Annotated in this window: 19 protein-coding genes; 16 read left to right on the top strand and 3 right to left on the bottom strand. The window is 60.9% G+C overall.

Annotated features, from left to right (window positions below):
• Positions 1–30: 30 nt before the first annotated feature.
• Positions 31–1494 (top strand): protein adenylyltransferase SelO, encoded by a 1464-nt coding sequence (selO, locus tag D882_RS0104135; protein ID WP_027922064.1) that lies wholly within the window; start codon positions 31–33, stop codon positions 1492–1494.
• A 6-nt stretch (positions 1495–1500) separates the two neighbouring features.
• Here selO and D882_RS0104140 read toward each other — a convergent pair whose 3' ends face one another.
• Both D882_RS0104140 and D882_RS0104145 read right to left on the bottom strand, forming a co-directional pair.
• Positions 1501–1863: a type II toxin-antitoxin system PemK/MazF family toxin gene (locus tag D882_RS0104140; RefSeq protein WP_027922065.1), complete on the bottom strand. Its 363-nt coding sequence runs from the start codon at positions 1861–1863 to the stop codon at positions 1501–1503.
• Positions 1863–2132, bottom strand: a complete 270-nt coding sequence (locus tag D882_RS0104145; RefSeq protein WP_027922066.1) for a PbsX family transcriptional regulator — start codon at positions 2130–2132, stop codon at positions 1863–1865. Before D882_RS0104145 ends, D882_RS0104140 begins: the two co-directional genes overlap by 1 nt.
• A gap of 270 nt (positions 2133–2402) precedes the next feature.
• Here D882_RS0104145 and trxC point away from each other — a divergent pair, with 270 nt between their 5' ends.
• Positions 2403–2837: a thioredoxin TrxC gene (trxC, locus tag D882_RS0104150; RefSeq protein ID WP_027922067.1), complete on the top strand. Its 435-nt coding sequence runs from the start codon at positions 2403–2405 to the stop codon at positions 2835–2837.
• A 128-nt stretch (positions 2838–2965) separates the two neighbouring features.
• On the opposite strand, the gene D882_RS0104155 is transcribed toward trxC, so the two are convergent.
• Positions 2966–3736, bottom strand: coding sequence for a ParA family protein (locus tag D882_RS0104155; RefSeq protein WP_027922068.1), 771 nt, complete (start codon positions 3734–3736; stop codon positions 2966–2968).
• Positions 3737–4091: 355 nt separating this feature from the next.
• Here D882_RS0104155 and D882_RS0104160 point away from each other — a divergent pair, with 355 nt between their 5' ends.
• From D882_RS0104160 to D882_RS0104225, 14 genes are all read left to right on the top strand, one after another.
• Complete coding sequence (locus tag D882_RS0104160; RefSeq protein WP_027922069.1) at positions 4092–4817, top strand: beta-ketoacyl synthase chain length factor; 726 nt, start codon at positions 4092–4094, stop codon at positions 4815–4817.
• A complete protein-coding gene (locus tag D882_RS0104165) occupies positions 4793–5602 on the top strand; it encodes a 1-acyl-sn-glycerol-3-phosphate acyltransferase (protein ID WP_027922070.1) in 810 nt (269 codons plus the stop codon). The genes D882_RS0104160 and D882_RS0104165 overlap by 25 nt, the downstream gene beginning before the upstream one ends.
• Complete coding sequence (locus D882_RS0104170; protein WP_027922071.1) at positions 5583–5843, top strand: phosphopantetheine-binding protein; 261 nt, start codon at positions 5583–5585, stop codon at positions 5841–5843. The genes D882_RS0104165 and D882_RS0104170 overlap by 20 nt, the downstream gene beginning before the upstream one ends.
• A 9-nt stretch (positions 5844–5852) precedes the next feature.
• Positions 5853–6107 (top strand): acyl carrier protein, encoded by a 255-nt coding sequence (locus tag D882_RS0104175; protein ID WP_007947135.1) that lies wholly within the window; start codon positions 5853–5855, stop codon positions 6105–6107.
• The gene (locus D882_RS0104180) at positions 6104–6649 is read left to right on the top strand and encodes a membrane protein (RefSeq protein WP_027922072.1); all 546 of its coding nucleotides are present in this window, start codon (positions 6104–6106) and stop codon (positions 6647–6649) included. The genes D882_RS0104175 and D882_RS0104180 overlap by 4 nt, the downstream gene beginning before the upstream one ends.
• Entirely contained in the window at positions 6646–8325 is a 1680-nt protein-coding gene (locus D882_RS0104185) for an acyl-CoA synthetase family protein (protein ID WP_027922073.1), read from the top strand. Before D882_RS0104180 ends, D882_RS0104185 begins: the two co-directional genes overlap by 4 nt.
• A gap of 162 nt (positions 8326–8487) precedes the next feature.
• Positions 8488–9222: a glycosyltransferase family 2 protein gene (locus tag D882_RS0104190; RefSeq protein WP_027922074.1), complete on the top strand. Its 735-nt coding sequence runs from the start codon at positions 8488–8490 to the stop codon at positions 9220–9222.
• A complete protein-coding gene (locus tag D882_RS0104195; RefSeq protein ID WP_027922075.1) occupies positions 9219–10166 on the top strand; it encodes a glycosyl transferase in 948 nt (315 codons plus the stop codon). The genes D882_RS0104190 and D882_RS0104195 overlap by 4 nt, the downstream gene beginning before the upstream one ends.
• Complete coding sequence (gene hutH / locus D882_RS0104200) at positions 10147–11691, top strand: histidine ammonia-lyase (RefSeq protein ID WP_027922076.1); 1545 nt, start codon at positions 10147–10149, stop codon at positions 11689–11691. The genes D882_RS0104195 and hutH overlap by 20 nt, the downstream gene beginning before the upstream one ends.
• Positions 11684–12109: a thioesterase family protein gene (locus tag D882_RS0104205; protein WP_027922077.1), complete on the top strand. Its 426-nt coding sequence runs from the start codon at positions 11684–11686 to the stop codon at positions 12107–12109. Before hutH ends, D882_RS0104205 begins: the two co-directional genes overlap by 8 nt.
• A 167-nt stretch (positions 12110–12276) precedes the next feature.
• The gene (locus tag D882_RS0104210; RefSeq protein ID WP_027922078.1) at positions 12277–12855 is read left to right on the top strand and encodes an outer membrane lipoprotein carrier protein LolA; all 579 of its coding nucleotides are present in this window, start codon (positions 12277–12279) and stop codon (positions 12853–12855) included.
• Positions 12839–15181 carry an MMPL family transporter gene (locus D882_RS0104215; RefSeq protein WP_027922079.1) on the top strand — a complete coding sequence of 781 codons (2343 nt, stop codon included), beginning with the start codon at positions 12839–12841 and terminating at the stop codon, positions 15179–15181. Before D882_RS0104210 ends, D882_RS0104215 begins: the two co-directional genes overlap by 17 nt.
• Positions 15178–16338, top strand: a complete 1161-nt coding sequence (locus D882_RS0104220) for a hypothetical protein (protein WP_027922080.1) — start codon at positions 15178–15180, stop codon at positions 16336–16338. Before D882_RS0104215 ends, D882_RS0104220 begins: the two co-directional genes overlap by 4 nt.
• Positions 16325–17572 (top strand): NAD(P)/FAD-dependent oxidoreductase, encoded by a 1248-nt coding sequence (locus tag D882_RS0104225; protein ID WP_027922081.1) that lies wholly within the window; start codon positions 16325–16327, stop codon positions 17570–17572. The genes D882_RS0104220 and D882_RS0104225 overlap by 14 nt, the downstream gene beginning before the upstream one ends.
• Positions 17573–17600 lie beyond the last annotated feature (28 nt).

Raw genomic sequence — 17600 nt, forward strand, 5'->3', positions numbered from 1 at the left:
AATGCTTGGACATTCTGCTGGAGATGGCCGGTGAAAGCCCTCGACGAACTGACCTTCGATAATCGTTTTGCCCGTCTGGGCGATACGTTTTCCGCCCATGTGCTGCCCGAGCCCATCGATAACCCGCGCCTGGTGGTGGCCAGCCCTGCGGCCATGGCATTGCTGGACCTGGACCCGACCGTTGCTGAAACCCCGGAGTTCGCCGAGCTGTTCAGCGGCCACAAGCTCTGGGCCGACGCGGTACCGAGGGCGATGGTCTATTCCGGGCACCAGTTCGGTTCCTACAACCCGCAGCTGGGTGATGGACGCGGCTTGTTGCTGGGCGAGGTCTACAACGAGGCCGGTGAACACTGGGACTTGCACCTCAAGGGCGCCGGCCAGACGCCTTTTTCACGCATGGGCGATGGCCGCGCGGTGTTGCGCTCCTCGATCCGCGAGTTTCTCGCCTCTGAGGCGCTGCATGCCCTGAACATTCCGACCACCCGAGCGCTGTGCGTGATTGGCTCCGATACGCCGGTCTGGCGCGAGAAGCAGGAACGCGCGGCGATGGTCCTGCGTATGGCGCCGAGTCACGTGCGCTTCGGGCATTTCGAGTATTTCTACTACACCAAACGCCCCGAGAAGCAGAAAGAACTCGGCGAGCACGTGCTGGCCATGCATTTCCCCGAATGCCTGGAACAACCGGAACCGTATCTGGCGATGTTCCGCGAAATCGTCGAGCGTAACGCCGAGCTGATTGCCAAGTGGCAGGCCTATGGCTTCTGCCACGGAGTGATGAACACCGACAACATGTCGATCCTCGGCATCACCTTCGACTACGGCCCATTTGCCTTCCTCGACGACTTCGACGCCCACTTCATCTGCAATCACTCCGACGATCAGGGCCGGTACTCCTTCAGCAACCAGGTGCCGATCGGCCAATGGAACCTTAGCGCCCTCGCCCAGGCTTTGACGCCGTTCATCAGCGTCGAAGCCCTGCGCGAAGCCCTCGGGCTTTACCTGCCGCTGTACCAGGCCCACTACCTGGACCTGATGCGCCGTCGCCTCGGCCTCACCACCGCTGAAGACGATGACCAGAAACTGCTGGAACAGCTGCTGCAACTGATGCAGAACAGTGGCGTCGATTACAGCCTGTTCTTCCGTCGTCTCGGAGATAAGTCACCGGAAATGGCTGTCGCCCGCTTGCGTGATGACTTTGTCGACATCAAGGGCTTCGACGCCTGGGGCGAGCTCTACGTTGCCCGGGTGGCTCGCGAAGGCGCGGTTGACCAAGCACAGCGCCAGCAACGGATGCACGCGGTCAATCCGCTGTACATCCTGCGTAACTACTTGGCGCAGAAGGCTATCGATGCGGCGGAGAGCGGGGATTATTCAGAGGTTCGGCGGCTGCACGCGGTGCTGAGCAATCCGTTCGAGGAACAGCCGGGGATGGAGAGTTACGCCGAGCGGCCGCCGGAGTGGGGCAAGCATTTGGAGATTAGTTGTTCGTCGTGATGCTGGCTAATCCAGTGGATCGATGGAACTGACGACTCGAGCAACGATGTCGGCCATTGTCACGTCATCAAGACGCTCGATAAATTTGGCAGAGCCATCACGGACGCGCTGTTCAATATCAAAACTGCGCACCTGATTACACACCGCGACCCCAGTCGTGTCATGTCCTGATACGACAACCGCAAGGCCCGAGTTTCGACTGAAGCTGCCGCCGCTGGTGATAGGGACCGTCATGCTGACACCCAGAGCATTGATTTCCCTTGGCGTTATCACCACGAAGCGATGCCGATTCATCATCTCTCGTCCAGCAACCGGATTGGGGTCAACCCAATAGACGTCGCCCCGCTGCGGGGCCTGCCCACGCACCATCAACCCAACTCCCGGCCAACTGGATCACCTTCGCAGGCAGACGATGTCAGCGCATTCAATTCAGCTATTTCTTCAGCGCCTTCAAGCAACTCAGTCAAGCTGTAGCGTTTACGAGAAGACGGCACAACGGGGCGAGCAATCAACTCACCATTAACCACGTTGAGCTCCAACTGTGCCCCTACCTCCAGATGCAAGAGTTTCAATAAGGTAGGTGGGAGAGTTATCACGGCGGCTCCACCTTGACGGCGGATTTTGGAAGTCACGGACATGGGAGTACTCCTATCCGGAAAGTGAAAAACATCGAGAAGTCGATAAGTGCAACAAAAGTAGCACGCAGTTGAAAGCAAAGCGATCTCCTTGACTGAAGATAAGTCGTGTTGAGTTGCCCGCAGCGTAGCTACCGTTTCAGCACTGCCCCTCCGGAAACTGTGTGCAATTGCGACGGCTGTGAATTCGATTCAGTCGTTTTATCAACTTGATAAATCCTGCCTTCGACTCCAAATCAGCGAGTCTGATTGCTCAATTTTTTGGAGCCCAAAATGACCGACCCTCTCCTCATCCCCTGCCCGCACTGCAACGGCCTCAACCGCATCCCCGCCGAGCGCCTCAACGACCATCCAAAATGCGGGCGCTGCAAGGCCGAGGTCTTGCTGAGCAAGCCGTTCGAATTGAAGCAAGGCGATTACGCCAGCCAGATCAAAGGCGATCTGCCGTTGCTGGTGGACGTGTGGGCGGACTGGTGCGGGCCGTGCAAGTCTTTTGCACCGGTGTTCGAGCAGGCGGCCATTCAGTTGGCGGGCAAGTGCCGGTTGGCGAAACTGGACAGCGAGGCGAACCAGCAGTTGTCGGCGCAGTTGGGGATTCGCTCGATCCCGAGTCTGATTCTGTTCAAGAACGGCCGGGAAGTGGCGCGCCAGAGCGGGGCGTTTCCGTTACCGCAGTTGATGAGTTGGCTGCGTAGCCAAGGTATTTAAGACCACCGCCAATCAAATGTAGGAGTGAGCCTGCTCGCGATAGCGGTATAACAGTCAAATTGATGTCGACTGACACTCCGCTCTCGCGAGCAGGCTCACGCCTACAGGGGGTCGGTGGTTACGCAGGATCAGGCATTTTCCAGCAGATTGTGCAGTTCGACGAATTGCTGGGTCAGCTTGTGCCGTGGGTCGAGGTGGATCAGCGGCGTGTTCGCCTGGTGAGATTCGCGCATACGCACAGAACTGGCCAGGTACACCGGCAACACCGGCAACCCTTCTGCGATCAACTCGTCGAGGATCTGTTGGGGCAGGCTGGCGCGAGCCTGGAACTGGTTGACCACAATGCCTTCGACTTCCAGGCCTTCGTTGTGGTCTTCCTTCAATTCCTCGATTTCAGCCAGCAGGCCGTACAACGCCTGACGCGAGAAGCTGTCGCAGTCGAAGGGGATCAGCACACGATCCGCAGCAATCAACGCCGATACCGCGTAGAAGTTCAGCGCGGGCGGTGTATCCAGGTAAATCCGGTCGTAATCTTCCCCCAACTCGTCAAGCAGCTTACGCAGCTTGTTGATCTTGTGTTTGGCTTCAAGTTTGGGCTGCAAATCCGCCAGTTCAGCCGTGGCAGTGATCACATGCAGGTTGTCGAAGGGCGTTTCGTAGATGTCGACCTGGTTCTTCTTCGAGAACGGGCCGGAGGAAAGGGTTTGTTTGAAGAAATCGGCGATGCCCATCGGGATGTCATTGCCGGTGAGGCCCGTCAGGTATTGAGTGGAGTTGGCCTGGGCATCGAGATCCACCAATAGGGTGCGATAGCCCTCGCTGGCGCTGACCGCCGCCAGATTGCAGGCAATACTGGATTTGCCCACGCCACCTTTTTGATTAAATACCACGCGCCGCATGTCAGACCTCCGTGTATCAAAGAATGACCGAGTGTAGTAGTCCACGGCATCGCTTAGCTACCTCCTTGGGACAGGGACTACACGGTCATGTCCTGTTTCCCCATTGATAGGAGGCAATCTCATTCACTGATTCGGGTAACGGGCCGACAGACGCGCACATGCTGATGTGGATAATGGCCAACAGACAGCTTTTCGCGAACCGGACGGTACATTTCCTTGCGCAAAATGTAACCAGCATTTGCTACGCACCCGTAGCACCCGGATAATGCGCGCCACTCGGCGTTACGCGCCACGTAAGGTCTGTCGCTGTTTTTGCGACTCACCGCGTCACGTTAGCCCTGCAGGGGCGGGATGTATGTCTGTGATCAACTTCAACATCGCCCAATGGCGCGCGTGGGCTCCCGGGCTCGAAAGCGTGGACGACTGGCAGGCATGGTGCCGACAACCGGTCGTGCTTGCGAGCAGCGATGCCGCTCCCGACGTGTCGTTTCTGCCCGCCATGCAGCGCCGGCGACTCAGCCGTTTGGCGCGAATGGCCTTCAGTGTCGGCTGGCCCTTGGCCGATGGTCGCACTGACCTACCGTTGGTCTTTATATCCCGCCACGGCGAAACGCCGCGCACGTTCGAAATCCTCAGGGATCTGGCGGCCGACCAACCGTTGTCACCCACTCAATTCAGCTTGTCCGTCCACAACGCCGTTATTGGTCTATGGTCGATCATGCGTGGCGAAACCAGCGAAATGACGGCGCTCGCCGCCGCCGGTGACGGGCTTGAACACGGCATGCTAGAGGCTGCGGCGATGCTGGACGAAGGCGCGCCTGCCGTCCTGCTGATTGTCGCCGAAGAACAACCGCCCGACGCCTACGAGACCTGGATCGACGATGTGCCGTTTCCCTATGCCGTGGCTTTGTTGCTGACCCCCGGTACCGACTGGCAGTTGTCCTTGAACAGCTCGACGCAAAGCTTGTCCAAAGCCCACTGGCCCCATGCCCTGAATCTGTTGCGTACCCTGCTCGGCCAGCAAACCACTTGCCAACATGCCTGGAAGAATCGTGTATGGACCTGGCATCGCACCCCGTAACCGGAAAAAACCGCGACGCCTATTACTGGCGCCTGCTGGCCACTGCCGCAAGCTTCACCCTGTTCGGGTTAGGCGGCCTGTGCCTGCGGCTGGTGGTTTTCCCGCTGCTGGGTTGCCTGCCCGGTGATGCCAGAACCCACCGCCTGCGCGCACGAAAAACCGTCAGTCGTTGCTTCTGGTTTTTTGTCCGGTTCATGGCCCGTACCGGTGTCCTGACCTACGACATCCAGGGCGCGGAAAAACTCGGTCGCCCCGGGCAAATGATCCTGGCCAATCACCCCTCGCTGATTGATGTCGTGTTTCTGATTGGCCTGGTGCCTCATGCCAATTGCGTGGTGAAACAAAGCCTCTGGGACAACCCCTTTACCCGCGCCCCGCTACGCCGTACCGAATACATCAGCAACGACGGCAGCATGGACATGCTGGACGCGGCTGCCGATGCGCTGAAAGACGGTCAGACCTTGATCATTTTTCCCGAAGGCACGCGCACTCAGCCTGGCGAGGCGCCAGCCTTTCATCGGGGGGGCGCGGCGATCGCCCTGCGCGGTGCGAAAATCCTCACCCCGGTGATTATCAAGGTCAGCCCGACGACATTGACCAAGGCCGAGCCCTGGTATCGGATCCCGAAACGCCGCGTGCACTTCAGTTTTCGCGTTGGGGCCGATATAGACCCACAGTCTTTCGCAACGCTAGGCCCGCCCCCGCAGGCTTCGCGCAAGCTCAACGAATATTTGCATACTTACTTTATTAAGGAGCTCGCCGAAGATGAGCGATCTACACCGTGAAATCAAAGATCTGATCATCGACGCCCTCGGCCTCGAAGACATCAGCGCCGACGACATTGACAACGAACAGACATTGTTTGGCGAAGGCCTGGGCCTGGATTCGGTGGACGCTCTGGAGCTCGGCCTGGCGATTCAGAAAAAATATGGCATCAAAATCGACGCCGACGCCAAGGACACCCGTAATCACTTCACCAACGTGGCGAGCCTTGCGGCGTTCGTCACTGCAAAACAGGCAGCTTGAGACCGGACCATGCAAACTCGTGACGACATTTTCAACACCCTGCGCGATGCCTTGGTCGAACTCTTCGAGCTGGACCCGGCGCGCGTGAGCCTCGAATCAAACCTGTATCAGGATCTGGAAATCGACAGCATCGACGCCGTCGACCTGATCGATCACATCAAGCGTCAGACCGGCAAGAAAATCGCCGCCGAAGAATTCAAATCGGTGCGGACTGTCAGCGACGTGGTCGAGGCGGTGTATCGCCTGGTTCAACCGGCAGCATGAGCCGACTGATCGGCCTTGGCCTGCTGCTCGCGGGCCTGTTGTACCCCTTTGCGGTGTATTTCGGCATGGAACATTTTGCTCCGTGGCAGTTCGGCCTGCTCTTGGGCAGCCTGTGGCTGGCTCGGGCGCTGCTCGGTGCGCGGCGTCCCGGCAGCCTGTGGATGGCGACCATCGCCATCGCTTTTTGCCTGTTGCTGGCACTGTTCGACAGCCCGCAGTTGCTGCGCTGGTACCCGGTACTGATCAGCGCGTTCATGCTCGGGCTGTTTGGACTGAGCCTCAAAGTCGGCCCGCCGATGGTCGAACGCCTGGCGCGCCTGCGTGAACCGCACCTGCCGCCAAAGGCCATTATTTATACGCGTCAGGTGACAATTGCCTGGTGTGTGTTTTTCATCTTTAACGGCGTGCTCGCCGCCGCCCTGACCCTTTGGGCGCCGCTGAGCTGGTGGATGTTGTACACCGGCCTGATTTCCTACGGATTGATGGGCCTGCTGTTTGCCATTGAATGGCTGATACGACAACGGGTACGAGGCCACTCATGAATTGGATAACACTTGAGCAGCTGTTGCTCAAGGCTCAGCCGGAGCGTGCCGTCACGGCCGAACCGGCGTTGAATCATGCACAACTGTGCGAACAGGCCCTGCGTTTGGCAGCCGGCCTGCAAGCCCAAGGTGTGCAGCGCATTGCCGTCCACCTGGAAGACGCCGCCGACCTGGCCATTGCCCTGCTCGGTGCCTGGCGTGCCGGCGTCAGCGTGCTGCTGCCCGCCGATTTGCAACAGCAGACTCGCCAGCGCTGGTCCGCCGATGTCGACCTGTGGCTGACCAATCTGGCCGATGACGCTCATCTGAGCGATTACCGTCACCCGCCTCTCCCCGGTGCCGTGCTGGATTTAGACGCCTGCCAGTTGAGCCTCTGCACTTCCGGCTCCAGCGGCGAGCCCAAGCGCATCGACAAAACCCTGCGCCAACTGGCCAATGAAGTTCAGGCGCTGGAACAGCTCTGGGGCGCAGACCTGGGCGAGGCATGCATCATCGGCAGCGTCGCCACTCAACATATCTATGGCTTGCTGTTTCGGGTGCTGTGGCCGTTGTGCGCCGGGCGGACATTTGTACGCAAGCAACTGGCGTTTCCCGAAGACTTGCAGCGCGCCAGCCGTGAACACCCGGCCTTCGCCTGGGTCGCCAGCCCGGCGCTGCTCAAACGCATGGGAGACAACCTCGACTGGCCTGCCTTGAGCGCCGTGCGACGAGTGTTTTCCTCAGGTGGTGCGTTGCCCGCCGAGGCCGCGCAGCGCCTGCACCAGTGTCTGGAACAATGGCCGACAGAAATCCTCGGCAGCTCGGAAACCGGTGGAATCGCCTGGCGACAAGGGGACGATCTCTGGCAGCCGTTTGCGGAGGTCGAACTGAGCCAGGACAGTGACGGCGCGCTGCTGATCCAATCGCCCTATTTGCCGGCCGGCCACACCGAACACACTGCTGACGCCGCACGCATTACGGCCAACGGCCGTTTCGAATTGCTCGGCCGGCTGGACCGGATCGTCAAACTGGAAGAAAAACGTATCTCGCTGCCCATGCTGGAAAAGGCTCTGATGGACCACCACTGGGTCGCGGAAGCGCGCCTCGGTGTGGTCCAGGAAAACCGCGCCTCGCTGGGTGCGCTATTGGTGTTGAGCGAATCGGGCCTGCACGCCTTGCGCAATCAGGGGCGACGCACCCTCACGCAGGAATTGCGTCAGCACCTGACTCAGCACTGCGAAACCCTCGCCCTGCCCCGACGCTGGCGATTGCTGCGGCAAATGCCACTGAACGCTCAGGGCAAGTTGCCTCAGGCCGATGTCGAAGCCTTGCTGCTGGCGCCCCGCGTCAAGGCGCCGGAAGTGCTCGAACAGGTCGAAGTCGACGGCGAGTGGAGCCTGCAACTGGCAGTCCCGCCGGACCTCGCTTACTTCAGCGGCCACTTCCCGCAAACGCCGGTACTGCCCGGCGTGGTGCAGGTGGAATGGGCGCTGAACCTAGGCCAGCAATTGATGGACCTGCCGGCGAAATTCGCGGGCATGGAAGTGCTGAAATTCCAGCAACTGGTGCGCCCCGGTGACGAAATCCAGCTGCACCTGCGCTTTGACCCGGAACGCAGCAAATTGTATTTCGCCTATCGCAATGAAACTGCCACCTGCTCCAGTGGGCGGATTTTGCTGGAGGCCGCTTGTGGATAAGTTGAAGCCCCCTGTAGCAGCTACCGAAGGCTGCGTCCGAGTGCGAAGCGCTCGCATCGACACCACCCCCTATATCCCGGAAAACCGCACATACCGGTTTACGACCGCTTCGCGGCCGGACGCAGGCTTAGCCAGCAGCTACAAGGTTGAGGTGTGATTGGTATGCATAGCCCCTGCGCCGTAATTCCGGTCTACAACCACGAAACCGCCATCACCACGGTGGTTGACGCGGTGATTGCCAGTGGCCTGCCGTGCATTCTGGTGGACGATGCCAGCGATCAAGCCTGCGCCAGAGTGCTCGACCGATTGGCGCAGCGCGAGATGGTCAACCTGATCCGCCTTACTGCCAACCAAGGCAAGGGCGGCGCCGTCATGACCGGCCTGCGCGAAGCCTCACGCCTGGGTTTCAGCCACGCGCTGCAAGTCGATGCCGACGGACAGCACGACCTGCAGGACGTGCCGCTCTTCATCGAGCAGTCACGCGCCCACCCGGATGCGGTGATCTGCGGTTACCCGCAATACGACGCCAGCGTGCCTAAAGGTCGTTTGTATGCCCGCTACCTGACGCACGTCATGGTGTGGATCAATACGCTGTCCTTGCAGATTCGCGATTCCATGTGCGGCTTTCGCGTCTATCCATTGCCGCCGACTCTGGAGCTGATCGACTCGGCGAAGATCGGCAAACGGATGGACTTTGATTCCGACATTCTGGTGCGCCTGGCCTGGCGCAACCTGCCGATGCAATGGTTGCCGACCCGGGTTCATTACCCGCTCGACGGCGTCTCGCATTTCCGCCTGTTCCACGACAATGTGCTGATCTCCAGCATGCACACACGGCTGTTTTTCGGCATGTTGCTGCGGGCACCGGTGATCCTCTGGCGACGGTGGCGGGCATGAGCAGTGACGTAGATAAAAAGCACTGGGCCGATCGCCAGGAGCGAGGCAGCTTCTGGCTGATGAAGCTCACCGCGTTCGGCGCCAAAGTGCTGGGCCGGCGGCTGTTGAGCCCGATTTTGTACGGCATCGTCCTGTACTTTTTCCTGTTCGGACGCAGCGCGCGCCACAGCGCCTGGCAGTACCAGCAACGTCTCGTCGACTGGAGCGGTCGCGCGGAACTGCGCCCCACCCATTGGCGCGTGTTCGGCCAGTTCATGGCGTTCGCCGACTCCATGCTCGACAAGCTCGACGTGTGGAACGGCAAGCTGAGCATCGACCAGATCGAAATCATCGACTCGGCGCTGCTGCGCAATCAACTGCGCGGCACTCGTGGGCAAATGCTGGTGGGCGCGCATCTGGGCAATCTCGAAGTCTGCCGCGCACTCGCGGAAATCGGCGAAAAAGTCACGATGAACGTGCTGGTCCACACCAAGCACGCCGAGCAGTTCAACCGCTTGCTCGGCGAGGCCGGTGCAACCAATTTGCGACTGATACAGGTCAGCGAGCTGGACCCGGTGATCATGCTGCAATTGCATGAGCGGCTCGAGCGTGGCGAATGGCTGGCGATTGCCGGCGACCGCGTGCCGCTGCACGGCGGACGCAGTGTGACCGTGGATTTTCTCGGCCACCCGGCGGCGTTCCCTCAGGGGCCGTGGCTGCTCGCCGGTTTGCTGAAATGCCCGATCAATCTGCTGATGTGCCTGAAAAAACCATCGGGCCAATATCGCGTGACCCTCGAACCGTTTGCCGAGGCCGTGGTGTGGAAACGCAGCGATCGCGAACAGGTCATTCATCAGTGGGCGTCCCGCTACGCCGAGCGCCTGGGTCACTATTGCCTCGAAGCGCCCCAACAATGGTTCAACTTTTACCCTTTCTGGAAGACCGATGACGACGCCAACGCATGAGCCGGTAACCTTCGGCGAACTCCCTTTGCGCATCGAAGACGTGCTGGCCCTGGCCAACCGTCAGGTGCCGACGCAGTTGCAGGGCGATCCCGCGTACCGCGAGCGTATCGCCAAGGGCGCGCGATTCCTCGATTCCCTGCTGGACAAGGAAGGCGTGATCTATGGCGTGACCACTGGTTATGGGGACTCCTGCGTGGTCGCGGTGCCGCTGCATCACGTCGAGGCGCTGCCCCGTCATCTGTATACCTTTCACGGCTGTGGCCTGGGCAAACTGCTCGACGAACAAGCCACCCGAGCGGTGCTCGCCGCGCGTTTGCAGTCGCTGTGCCATGGCGTATCCGGGGTGCGCGTGGAACTGCTGGAACGCCTGCAAGCGTTCCTCGAACACGACATCCTGCCACTGATCCCGGAAGAAGGTTCGGTCGGTGCCAGCGGTGATCTGACGCCGTTGTCCTACGTTGCCGCAACGCTGTCCGGTGAACGCGAAGTGATGTTCCGAGGTGAACGCCGACAAGCCGCCGACGTGCATCGTGAACTGGGCTGGCAGCCGTTGGTACTGCGACCGAAAGAGGCACTGGCGTTGATGAACGGCACCGCCGTGATGACCGGCCTCGCCTGCCTGGCCTTCGCCCGCGCCGATTACCTGCTGCAACTGGCTACCCGCATCACCGCACTGAACGTGGTGGCGTTGCAGGGCAACCCGGAACACTTCGACGAGCGCCTGTTCGCCGCCAAACCGCACCCGGGGCAGATGCAAGTTGCCGCGTGGCTGCGCAAGGATCTGGCGATCGACGCGCCGACCGCGCCACTGCACCGCCTGCAAGACCGTTATTCCCTGCGTTGCGCGCCCCACGTCCTCGGCGTGTTGGCGGACAGCCTGAACTGGCTGCGCTCGTTCATCGAAATTGAACTCAACAGCGCCAACGACAATCCGATCATCGACGCTGAAGCCGAGCGCGTTTTGCACGGCGGGCATTTCTACGGCGGCCACATCGCGTTCGCCATGGACAGCCTGAAAAACCTGGTGGCCAACGTGGCCGACTTGCTGGATCGGCAACTCGCGTTGCTGGTGGACGAGCGTTACAACCATGGCTTGCCGAGCAATCTGTCCGGCGCCAGCGCTGACCGGGCGATGCTCAACCACGGCTTCAAGGCCGTGCAGATCGGCACCAGCGCCTGGACCGCCGAAGCACTGAAAAACACCATGCCTGCCAGCGTTTTCTCGCGCTCTACCGAGTGTCACAACCAGGACAAAGTGAGCATGGGCACCATTGCCGCCCGCGATGCGATTCGTGTGCTGGAGCTGACCGAACAGGTCGCCGCCGCGACTTTGCTCGCAGCCAATCAGGGCGTGTGGCTGCGCAGCAAGGCCGAGGATGCTCGCCCATTGCCGCCAGCCCTGGCCGCCATGCACGAGGAACTGGCCAAGGACTTCCCGCCGGTCATCGAAGATCGCGCACTGGAAGGCGAATTGCGCCTGTGCCTGAAACGAATTGCCGAGCAACACTGGAGGCTGCATGCGTAGCAAGGGAGTGCTTCACACCGATACGGAAATCCAGGTGCCGTTCTTTGACGTCGACACCATGCACGTGGTCTGGCATGGCCATTACGTCAAATATCTGGAAGTCGCCCGTTGCGCGTTGCTGGACAAGATCGGCCATAACTACACGGCGATGTCCGAGTCGGGTTACGCCTGGCCGGTGATCGACCTGCAACTGCGCTACGTGCGTGGCGCAGTGTTCGGCCAGAAACTGAACGTGCGGGCAAATCTGGTGGAGTGGGAGAACCGGTTGAAGATCAATTACCTGATCAGTGACCTGGAAACCGGCGAACGCCTGACCCGCGCCAGCTCCGTGCAAGTCGCCGTCGACATGGCCAGCCGCGAAATGCAGCTGGCCTCACCGAAGGTCTTTACCGACGCTGTCGAAAGGACGCTGGCATGAATCTGCTTACGACTCTCTATAGCAGCCTGCGTTCGATCTGTAGCAGCTGGCGAAGCCTGCGTTCGGCTGCGCAGCAGTCGCCCTGCGTTTTTGCTGAAGCACCGCATGTGCAGGTTTTACGACGGCTTCGCCGCCGGACGCAGCCTCGCGGGCTCAGCAGCTGCTACATGTTTGTGGTGATGCTCGGTTTCTCTTCACTTGCGCAGGCATTTGATTCGCAGCAGTTGAGCGATCAACTGGCCAAACCCGATGTCATCCACGGTAACTTCATCCAGGAAAAACACCTGCGCGCCCTGCCCCAACCGCTGACCAGCAAGGGCACGTTCGTTCTCGCAAAAAATCATGGCCTGCTGTGGCTGCTGAAAACCCCGCTGCAACAGGATTACCGGATCACCGCCAACGGCATCGCCCGACGCGACGCCAGCGGTTGGCAAATGCTGCCGGACAAGAGCGCCGGCGCCGAGCAGAACCGCTTGTTCCTCGCCGTGCTGCAAGGCGACAGCAGCGGTTTGCAGCGTGACTTCGAGCTGTCATTGAGCGGCGACGCGCAGAACTGGAAGTTGACGTTGATCCCGCGCTCGCTGCTGCTCAAGCAAGTGTTCAAGCAGATCAACATCACCGGCAGTGAATTGGTGAGCACCATCGAACTGCTGGAAACCCAAGGCGACAGCACCCTGTTACGCATGCAGGACAGCACCAGCGCCCAACCCTTGAGCACTGCGGAGCAACATGACTTTGCCGAGTGAACGCAGGCTGCCATGGCTATTCCTGATCCTGCTGCTGGCAGTGCTCGCGCTCGCCGGTTGGCAATGGCGCGATGGCGCGCCGCTGTCGGCCAACCTGATGGAACTGGTGCCGGGCACGGCGCCGGATGCGCTGGAACTGCGCGCCGAACAACGCATGCAAGCACCGCTGAACCGCGAAATGCTGGTGTTGGTCGGCCACAAGGATCGCGAGCAAGCCATCGCCATGGCGCAGAAACTCGGCGAGCAATGGCAGGCCAGCGGTCTGTTCGAGAAGGTGCAGTGGACGTTACAAGCCGACTTGCCCGCACTGCGCACGCAACTGCTGCAAGGCCGATTGGCAATGCTGTCCGAGGCGGATCGACAGCAACTGATCGAGCATCCAGACGTCTTCATCCAGCAACGGGTTCAGGCGCTGTTCGACCCGTTTACCGGCTTCAGTCTGGTGCCGAGCCAGGATGACTGGTTGGGCCTGACCGGACGCATTCAGAACAGCCAACCGCAACACGGCGCCGTGCAACTGGACATTGGCAGCGGCGCGTTGATCGCCGACGCCGACGGCAAGAGCTGGGTGATGCTGCGGGCAAAAACCACCGGCAATGCGTTCGACATGAGCCTGCCGCTGCAAGTGGCCGACCTGCTGAAACATAGCCGCGAACAAGCGGCGCAGTCTGACGTGCAATTGCTGGCAGCCAGCGGATTGCTCTACGCCGCGAGCGGTCAGCAACAAGCCACCCGCGAGATGACATGGGTCGGCGGCGGCGCCACGCTGGGGATATTGGCGTTGCTGTTGCTGGCCTTCCGGCGATGGCGGGTATTGCTCGCGTTCGTTCCGGTGCTGGTGGGCATGCTGTTTGGCGCGGTGGCCTGCGTGGCGTTGTTCGGCCATATGCATGTGATGACGCTGGTGCTCGGCTCCAGCCTGATCGGTGTGGCCGTCGACTATCCGCTGCATTACCTGTCGAAAAGCTGGAGCCTGAAACCCTGGCACAGCTGGCCCGCGTTGCGCCTGACGCTGCCGGGCCTGACGCTGAGCCTGATCACCAGTTGCATCGGTTACCTGGCGCTGGCGTGGACACCGTTCCCGGCCCTGACCCAGATCGCCGTGTTCTCCGCCGCCGGTTTGCTGGGTGCCTATCTGTCCGCCGTTTGTCTGTTGCCGGCACTGCTCAAGGGCGCCGATATCCGTCCAGCACAATGGCCACTGCGCCTCTGCGAATGTTTGCTGAGCCTGCGTGACGCGCTGCTCAAACAGGCCAGCACCCCGGTGTTGCTGGCCCTGCTGATTGCCTTCTGCGTGGGCGGTCTGCTGAAACTCGACAGCAAAAACGACATCCGCCAATGGATCGGCGCACCGCAGCAATTGACTGACGAAGCCAAGACCATTGCGCGCATCACGGGTTTTCAACCGACCAGCCAGTTCTTCCTGGTGCGCGGCGCCAATCAGCAAGAACTGCTGGAGCGTCAGACCGCGTTGAGCGAACGGCTGAATCAGTTGGTGAACCTGGAAAAACTTCAGGGTTACCTGTCGCTGAATCAGCTCGTGAGCCAGCCAAGTGAACAGCAGCAAGTGCGTAATGCACTGAGTAAACTGCCGCAGTTCTGGCAACCACTGCTCGCCGTCGGCGTACCGGCCGAAGCGCTGAATGCCGAGCTGACGAAATTGCAGGCGTTGCCCACCGAAGACATCGATGCCGCACTGCTCGGGCCGCTGGCTGAACCTTATCGTCCACTGTGGCTGGGGCCGACCGATGACGGTGGCGTGGCAGCGATGGTCAGCCTGCAAGGGCTCAACGACCCGACCCTGTTACGCGTTCAGGCGTTGGACTTGCCCGGCGTCAAACTGGTCGACCGCCTCGGTGAATTGAACAGCGTTTTCGCCGCGACACAGATCAGCGCAGCAGAGCTCAAACTCGCCTCCTGCGCACTGATCGTGCTGGTGTTGATGCTACCATTCGGTTTCGGCGGTGCCCTGCGCATCGTCGCCCTGCCACTGCTCGCCGCGCTGTGCAGCCTGGCCAGTCTCGGCTGGCTGGGGCAACCGTTGACGCTGTTCAGCCTGTTCGGCCTGCTGCTGGTGACGGCGATCAGCGTCGATTACGCAATCCTCATGCGCGAACAGGTCGGCGGCGCCGCTGTGAGCCTGCTCGGCACCTTGCTGGCAGCGCTGACCACTTGGCTGTCGTTCGGTCTGCTCGCCGTATCAAGTACCCCGGCCGTGAGCAATTTTGGATTGTCAGTGAGCCTGGGGCTGGCTTTCAGTTTCATCCTGGCGCCATGGGCGGGCCGACATCTGCACACGGCTCCGGTTGCGGAGTCAGCCGCATGATGATCGCCCTGTTCTGGCTGATGGCCCTCGCGCTGTTCGCCGTGGCCACCCGTGTCGGTCGTCATTTTGGCCTGATCCCGATCGTCAGCCAGTTGCTGCTGGCGACCTTCGGCCTGCCGCTGCTGATGTACCTCTGGATCGAGCCCGGCTGGCAGCTCAGCGGCGCTGAACTGATCTCGCCGACATGGCTGAAAAACCTCTACAGCCTGAGCTTTGCCTTGCTGCTGGGGCACATTCTCAGCGACGTGATCGACCTGCGGCTGGACCGCCAGAGCCTGAAAATCGCCCTGCCGAGTTTTTGCGTTCCGTTCGCGGGCGGGTTGGCGACGGCGGTGTGGTTGCTGCCCGCGCAATCGTGGATCAGTTCATTGGCGGTGGGCCTGGTGTTCGCCATCACCGCGATTCCGGTGCTGTATTTGTACCTGCGCCACATCAACTACCCGCCCGACGCCACCCGGCGCCTGGTGCAGACCGCGATCCTCATCGACCTGGCGTGCTGGACGCTGTTCGGCTTCGCCCAAGGCAGCCTGCACCTGAGCAGTTTGCTCCTGCCGCTGGCTGGCGCCTGCCTGCCGGTGCTGTTGCGTGTGCTCGGTCTGCGTCAGCCGTTGCTGCACAGCGGCTGTTTTTTCGCGCTGCTGGTGGTCGCCGAGCACTTCAAGCTCAATGCGCTGATTTTCGGCATCGGTTATCTGCTGTGCATGGCCGCGCTGAAAGTACCGCTGGTGTGGCCAATGTCCGCAGTGTGGATGACCCGTCTGCAAACCTGGATCGCCATTCCGCTGATCCTCACGTTCGGCATTGTGCAGATCAACGTTCACGCCGCCATGACCAGCCTGAGCTGGCTACAACTGGCCGCATTGCTGCTGTTGCCGATTGCCAGCAAACTGCTGGGCAACTGGCTGGGTCTCGGCTGGGCCGGCGCCTCCTTTGAAGGCGCCAGTCGCTGGCGGGAAAGCTTGCTGCTGAACATTCGTGGCTTGAGCGAGATCGTTTTTCTCAACCTGCTGCTGCAACAACAGCTCATCAGCCCGGCGCTGTACTTTGCGCTGATGGTGATGGGCCTGATCGCGACGCTGCTGCCGGCACTGGCCGGCATGCACAGCCCCCCTTTGAACATCGCCGCCCCGGCAAGGAGCCCCCGTGCCAACAGTTGAAATGCAACGTCGCCAGGTCGTCGTCATCGGCGCGGGGCCCTCGGGCGCCATCGCTGCCGCGCTGCTCAAGCGTAACGGTCATGATGTGCTGATGATCGAGCGCCAGCACTTCCCACGGTTCTCCATCGGCGAGAGCCTGTTATCGCATTGCCTGGATTTCGTTGAAGAAGCCGGCATGCTCGAGGCCGTGAACGCTGCAGGTTTCCAGCTTAAAAACGGCGCCGCCTTCGCCTGGGGCGAGCAGTACAGCGCCTTCGATTTTGGCGACACGTTCAGCCATGGCAAGCCGACCACGTTCCAGGTGCAACGGGCCGATTTCGACAAGCTGCTGGCCGATCAGGCTGCGCTGCAAGGCGTAGAGGTGCGTTATGGCGAAGCCATCGTCAGCGTCGATTTCGACTTGCCCAAGCCGCAGCTCGAGGTGCTGCGCGAAGACGGCAGCCAGTACCGCGTCGAAGCGGATTTCGTGCTCGACGCCAGCGGCTACGGTCGTGTGCTGCCGCGCCTGCTGGACCTTGAAGCGCCGTCGAATTTTCCGGTGCGCCAGGCCGTGTTTACCCATATCGAAGACCACATCGACAGCCCGTCTTTCGAGCGGGAAAAGATCCTGATTACGACCCACCCCATCCATCGCGACATCTGGTTCTGGACCATCCCGTTCAGCAACGGTCGATGTTCGGTGGGCGTGGTCGCGGCCGCTGAACATTTCGAAGGCCGCATGGAGAATCTGGACGAGTGCCTGCGCGGGTTCATCGCTGAAACCCCAAGCCTGGCTGGCGTACTGAAAAATGCCGTGTGGGACACGCCCGCACGCACCATCGGCGGCTACTCGGCCAACGTCAAAACCTTGCACGGCCCGGGCTTTGCGCTGCTCGGCAACGCCGCGGAATTCCTCGACCCGGTGTTCTCCTCCGGCGTGACCATCGCCATGCGCTCGGCGAGCATGGCCGCGGGCGTGTTGCATCGCCAACTGCAAGGGCAAAGCGTGGACTGGCAGAGCGAGTTCGCCGAACCGCTCAAGCGTGGCGTCGACACCTTCCGTTGCTACGTCGAGGGCTGGTACGCCGGGACCTTCCAGGATGTGATCTTCCACACAGGCGGCTCACCGGATATCCGCCGCATGATCAGCGCCATTCTCGCCGGTTATGCCTGGGACGAACGCAACCCGTTCGTCAGTGAACCCAAGCGTCGGCTGCGCATGTTGTCAGAACTCTGCGCCAGAGATGTCACATGAATGACAGGACCGCCTGTTTGCGGTGCAA

It is taken from the genome of Pseudomonas sp. URMO17WK12:I12 (assembly GCF_000514395.1).
Taxonomy (GTDB): Bacteria; Pseudomonadota; Gammaproteobacteria; order Pseudomonadales; family Pseudomonadaceae; genus Aquipseudomonas; species Aquipseudomonas mucoides.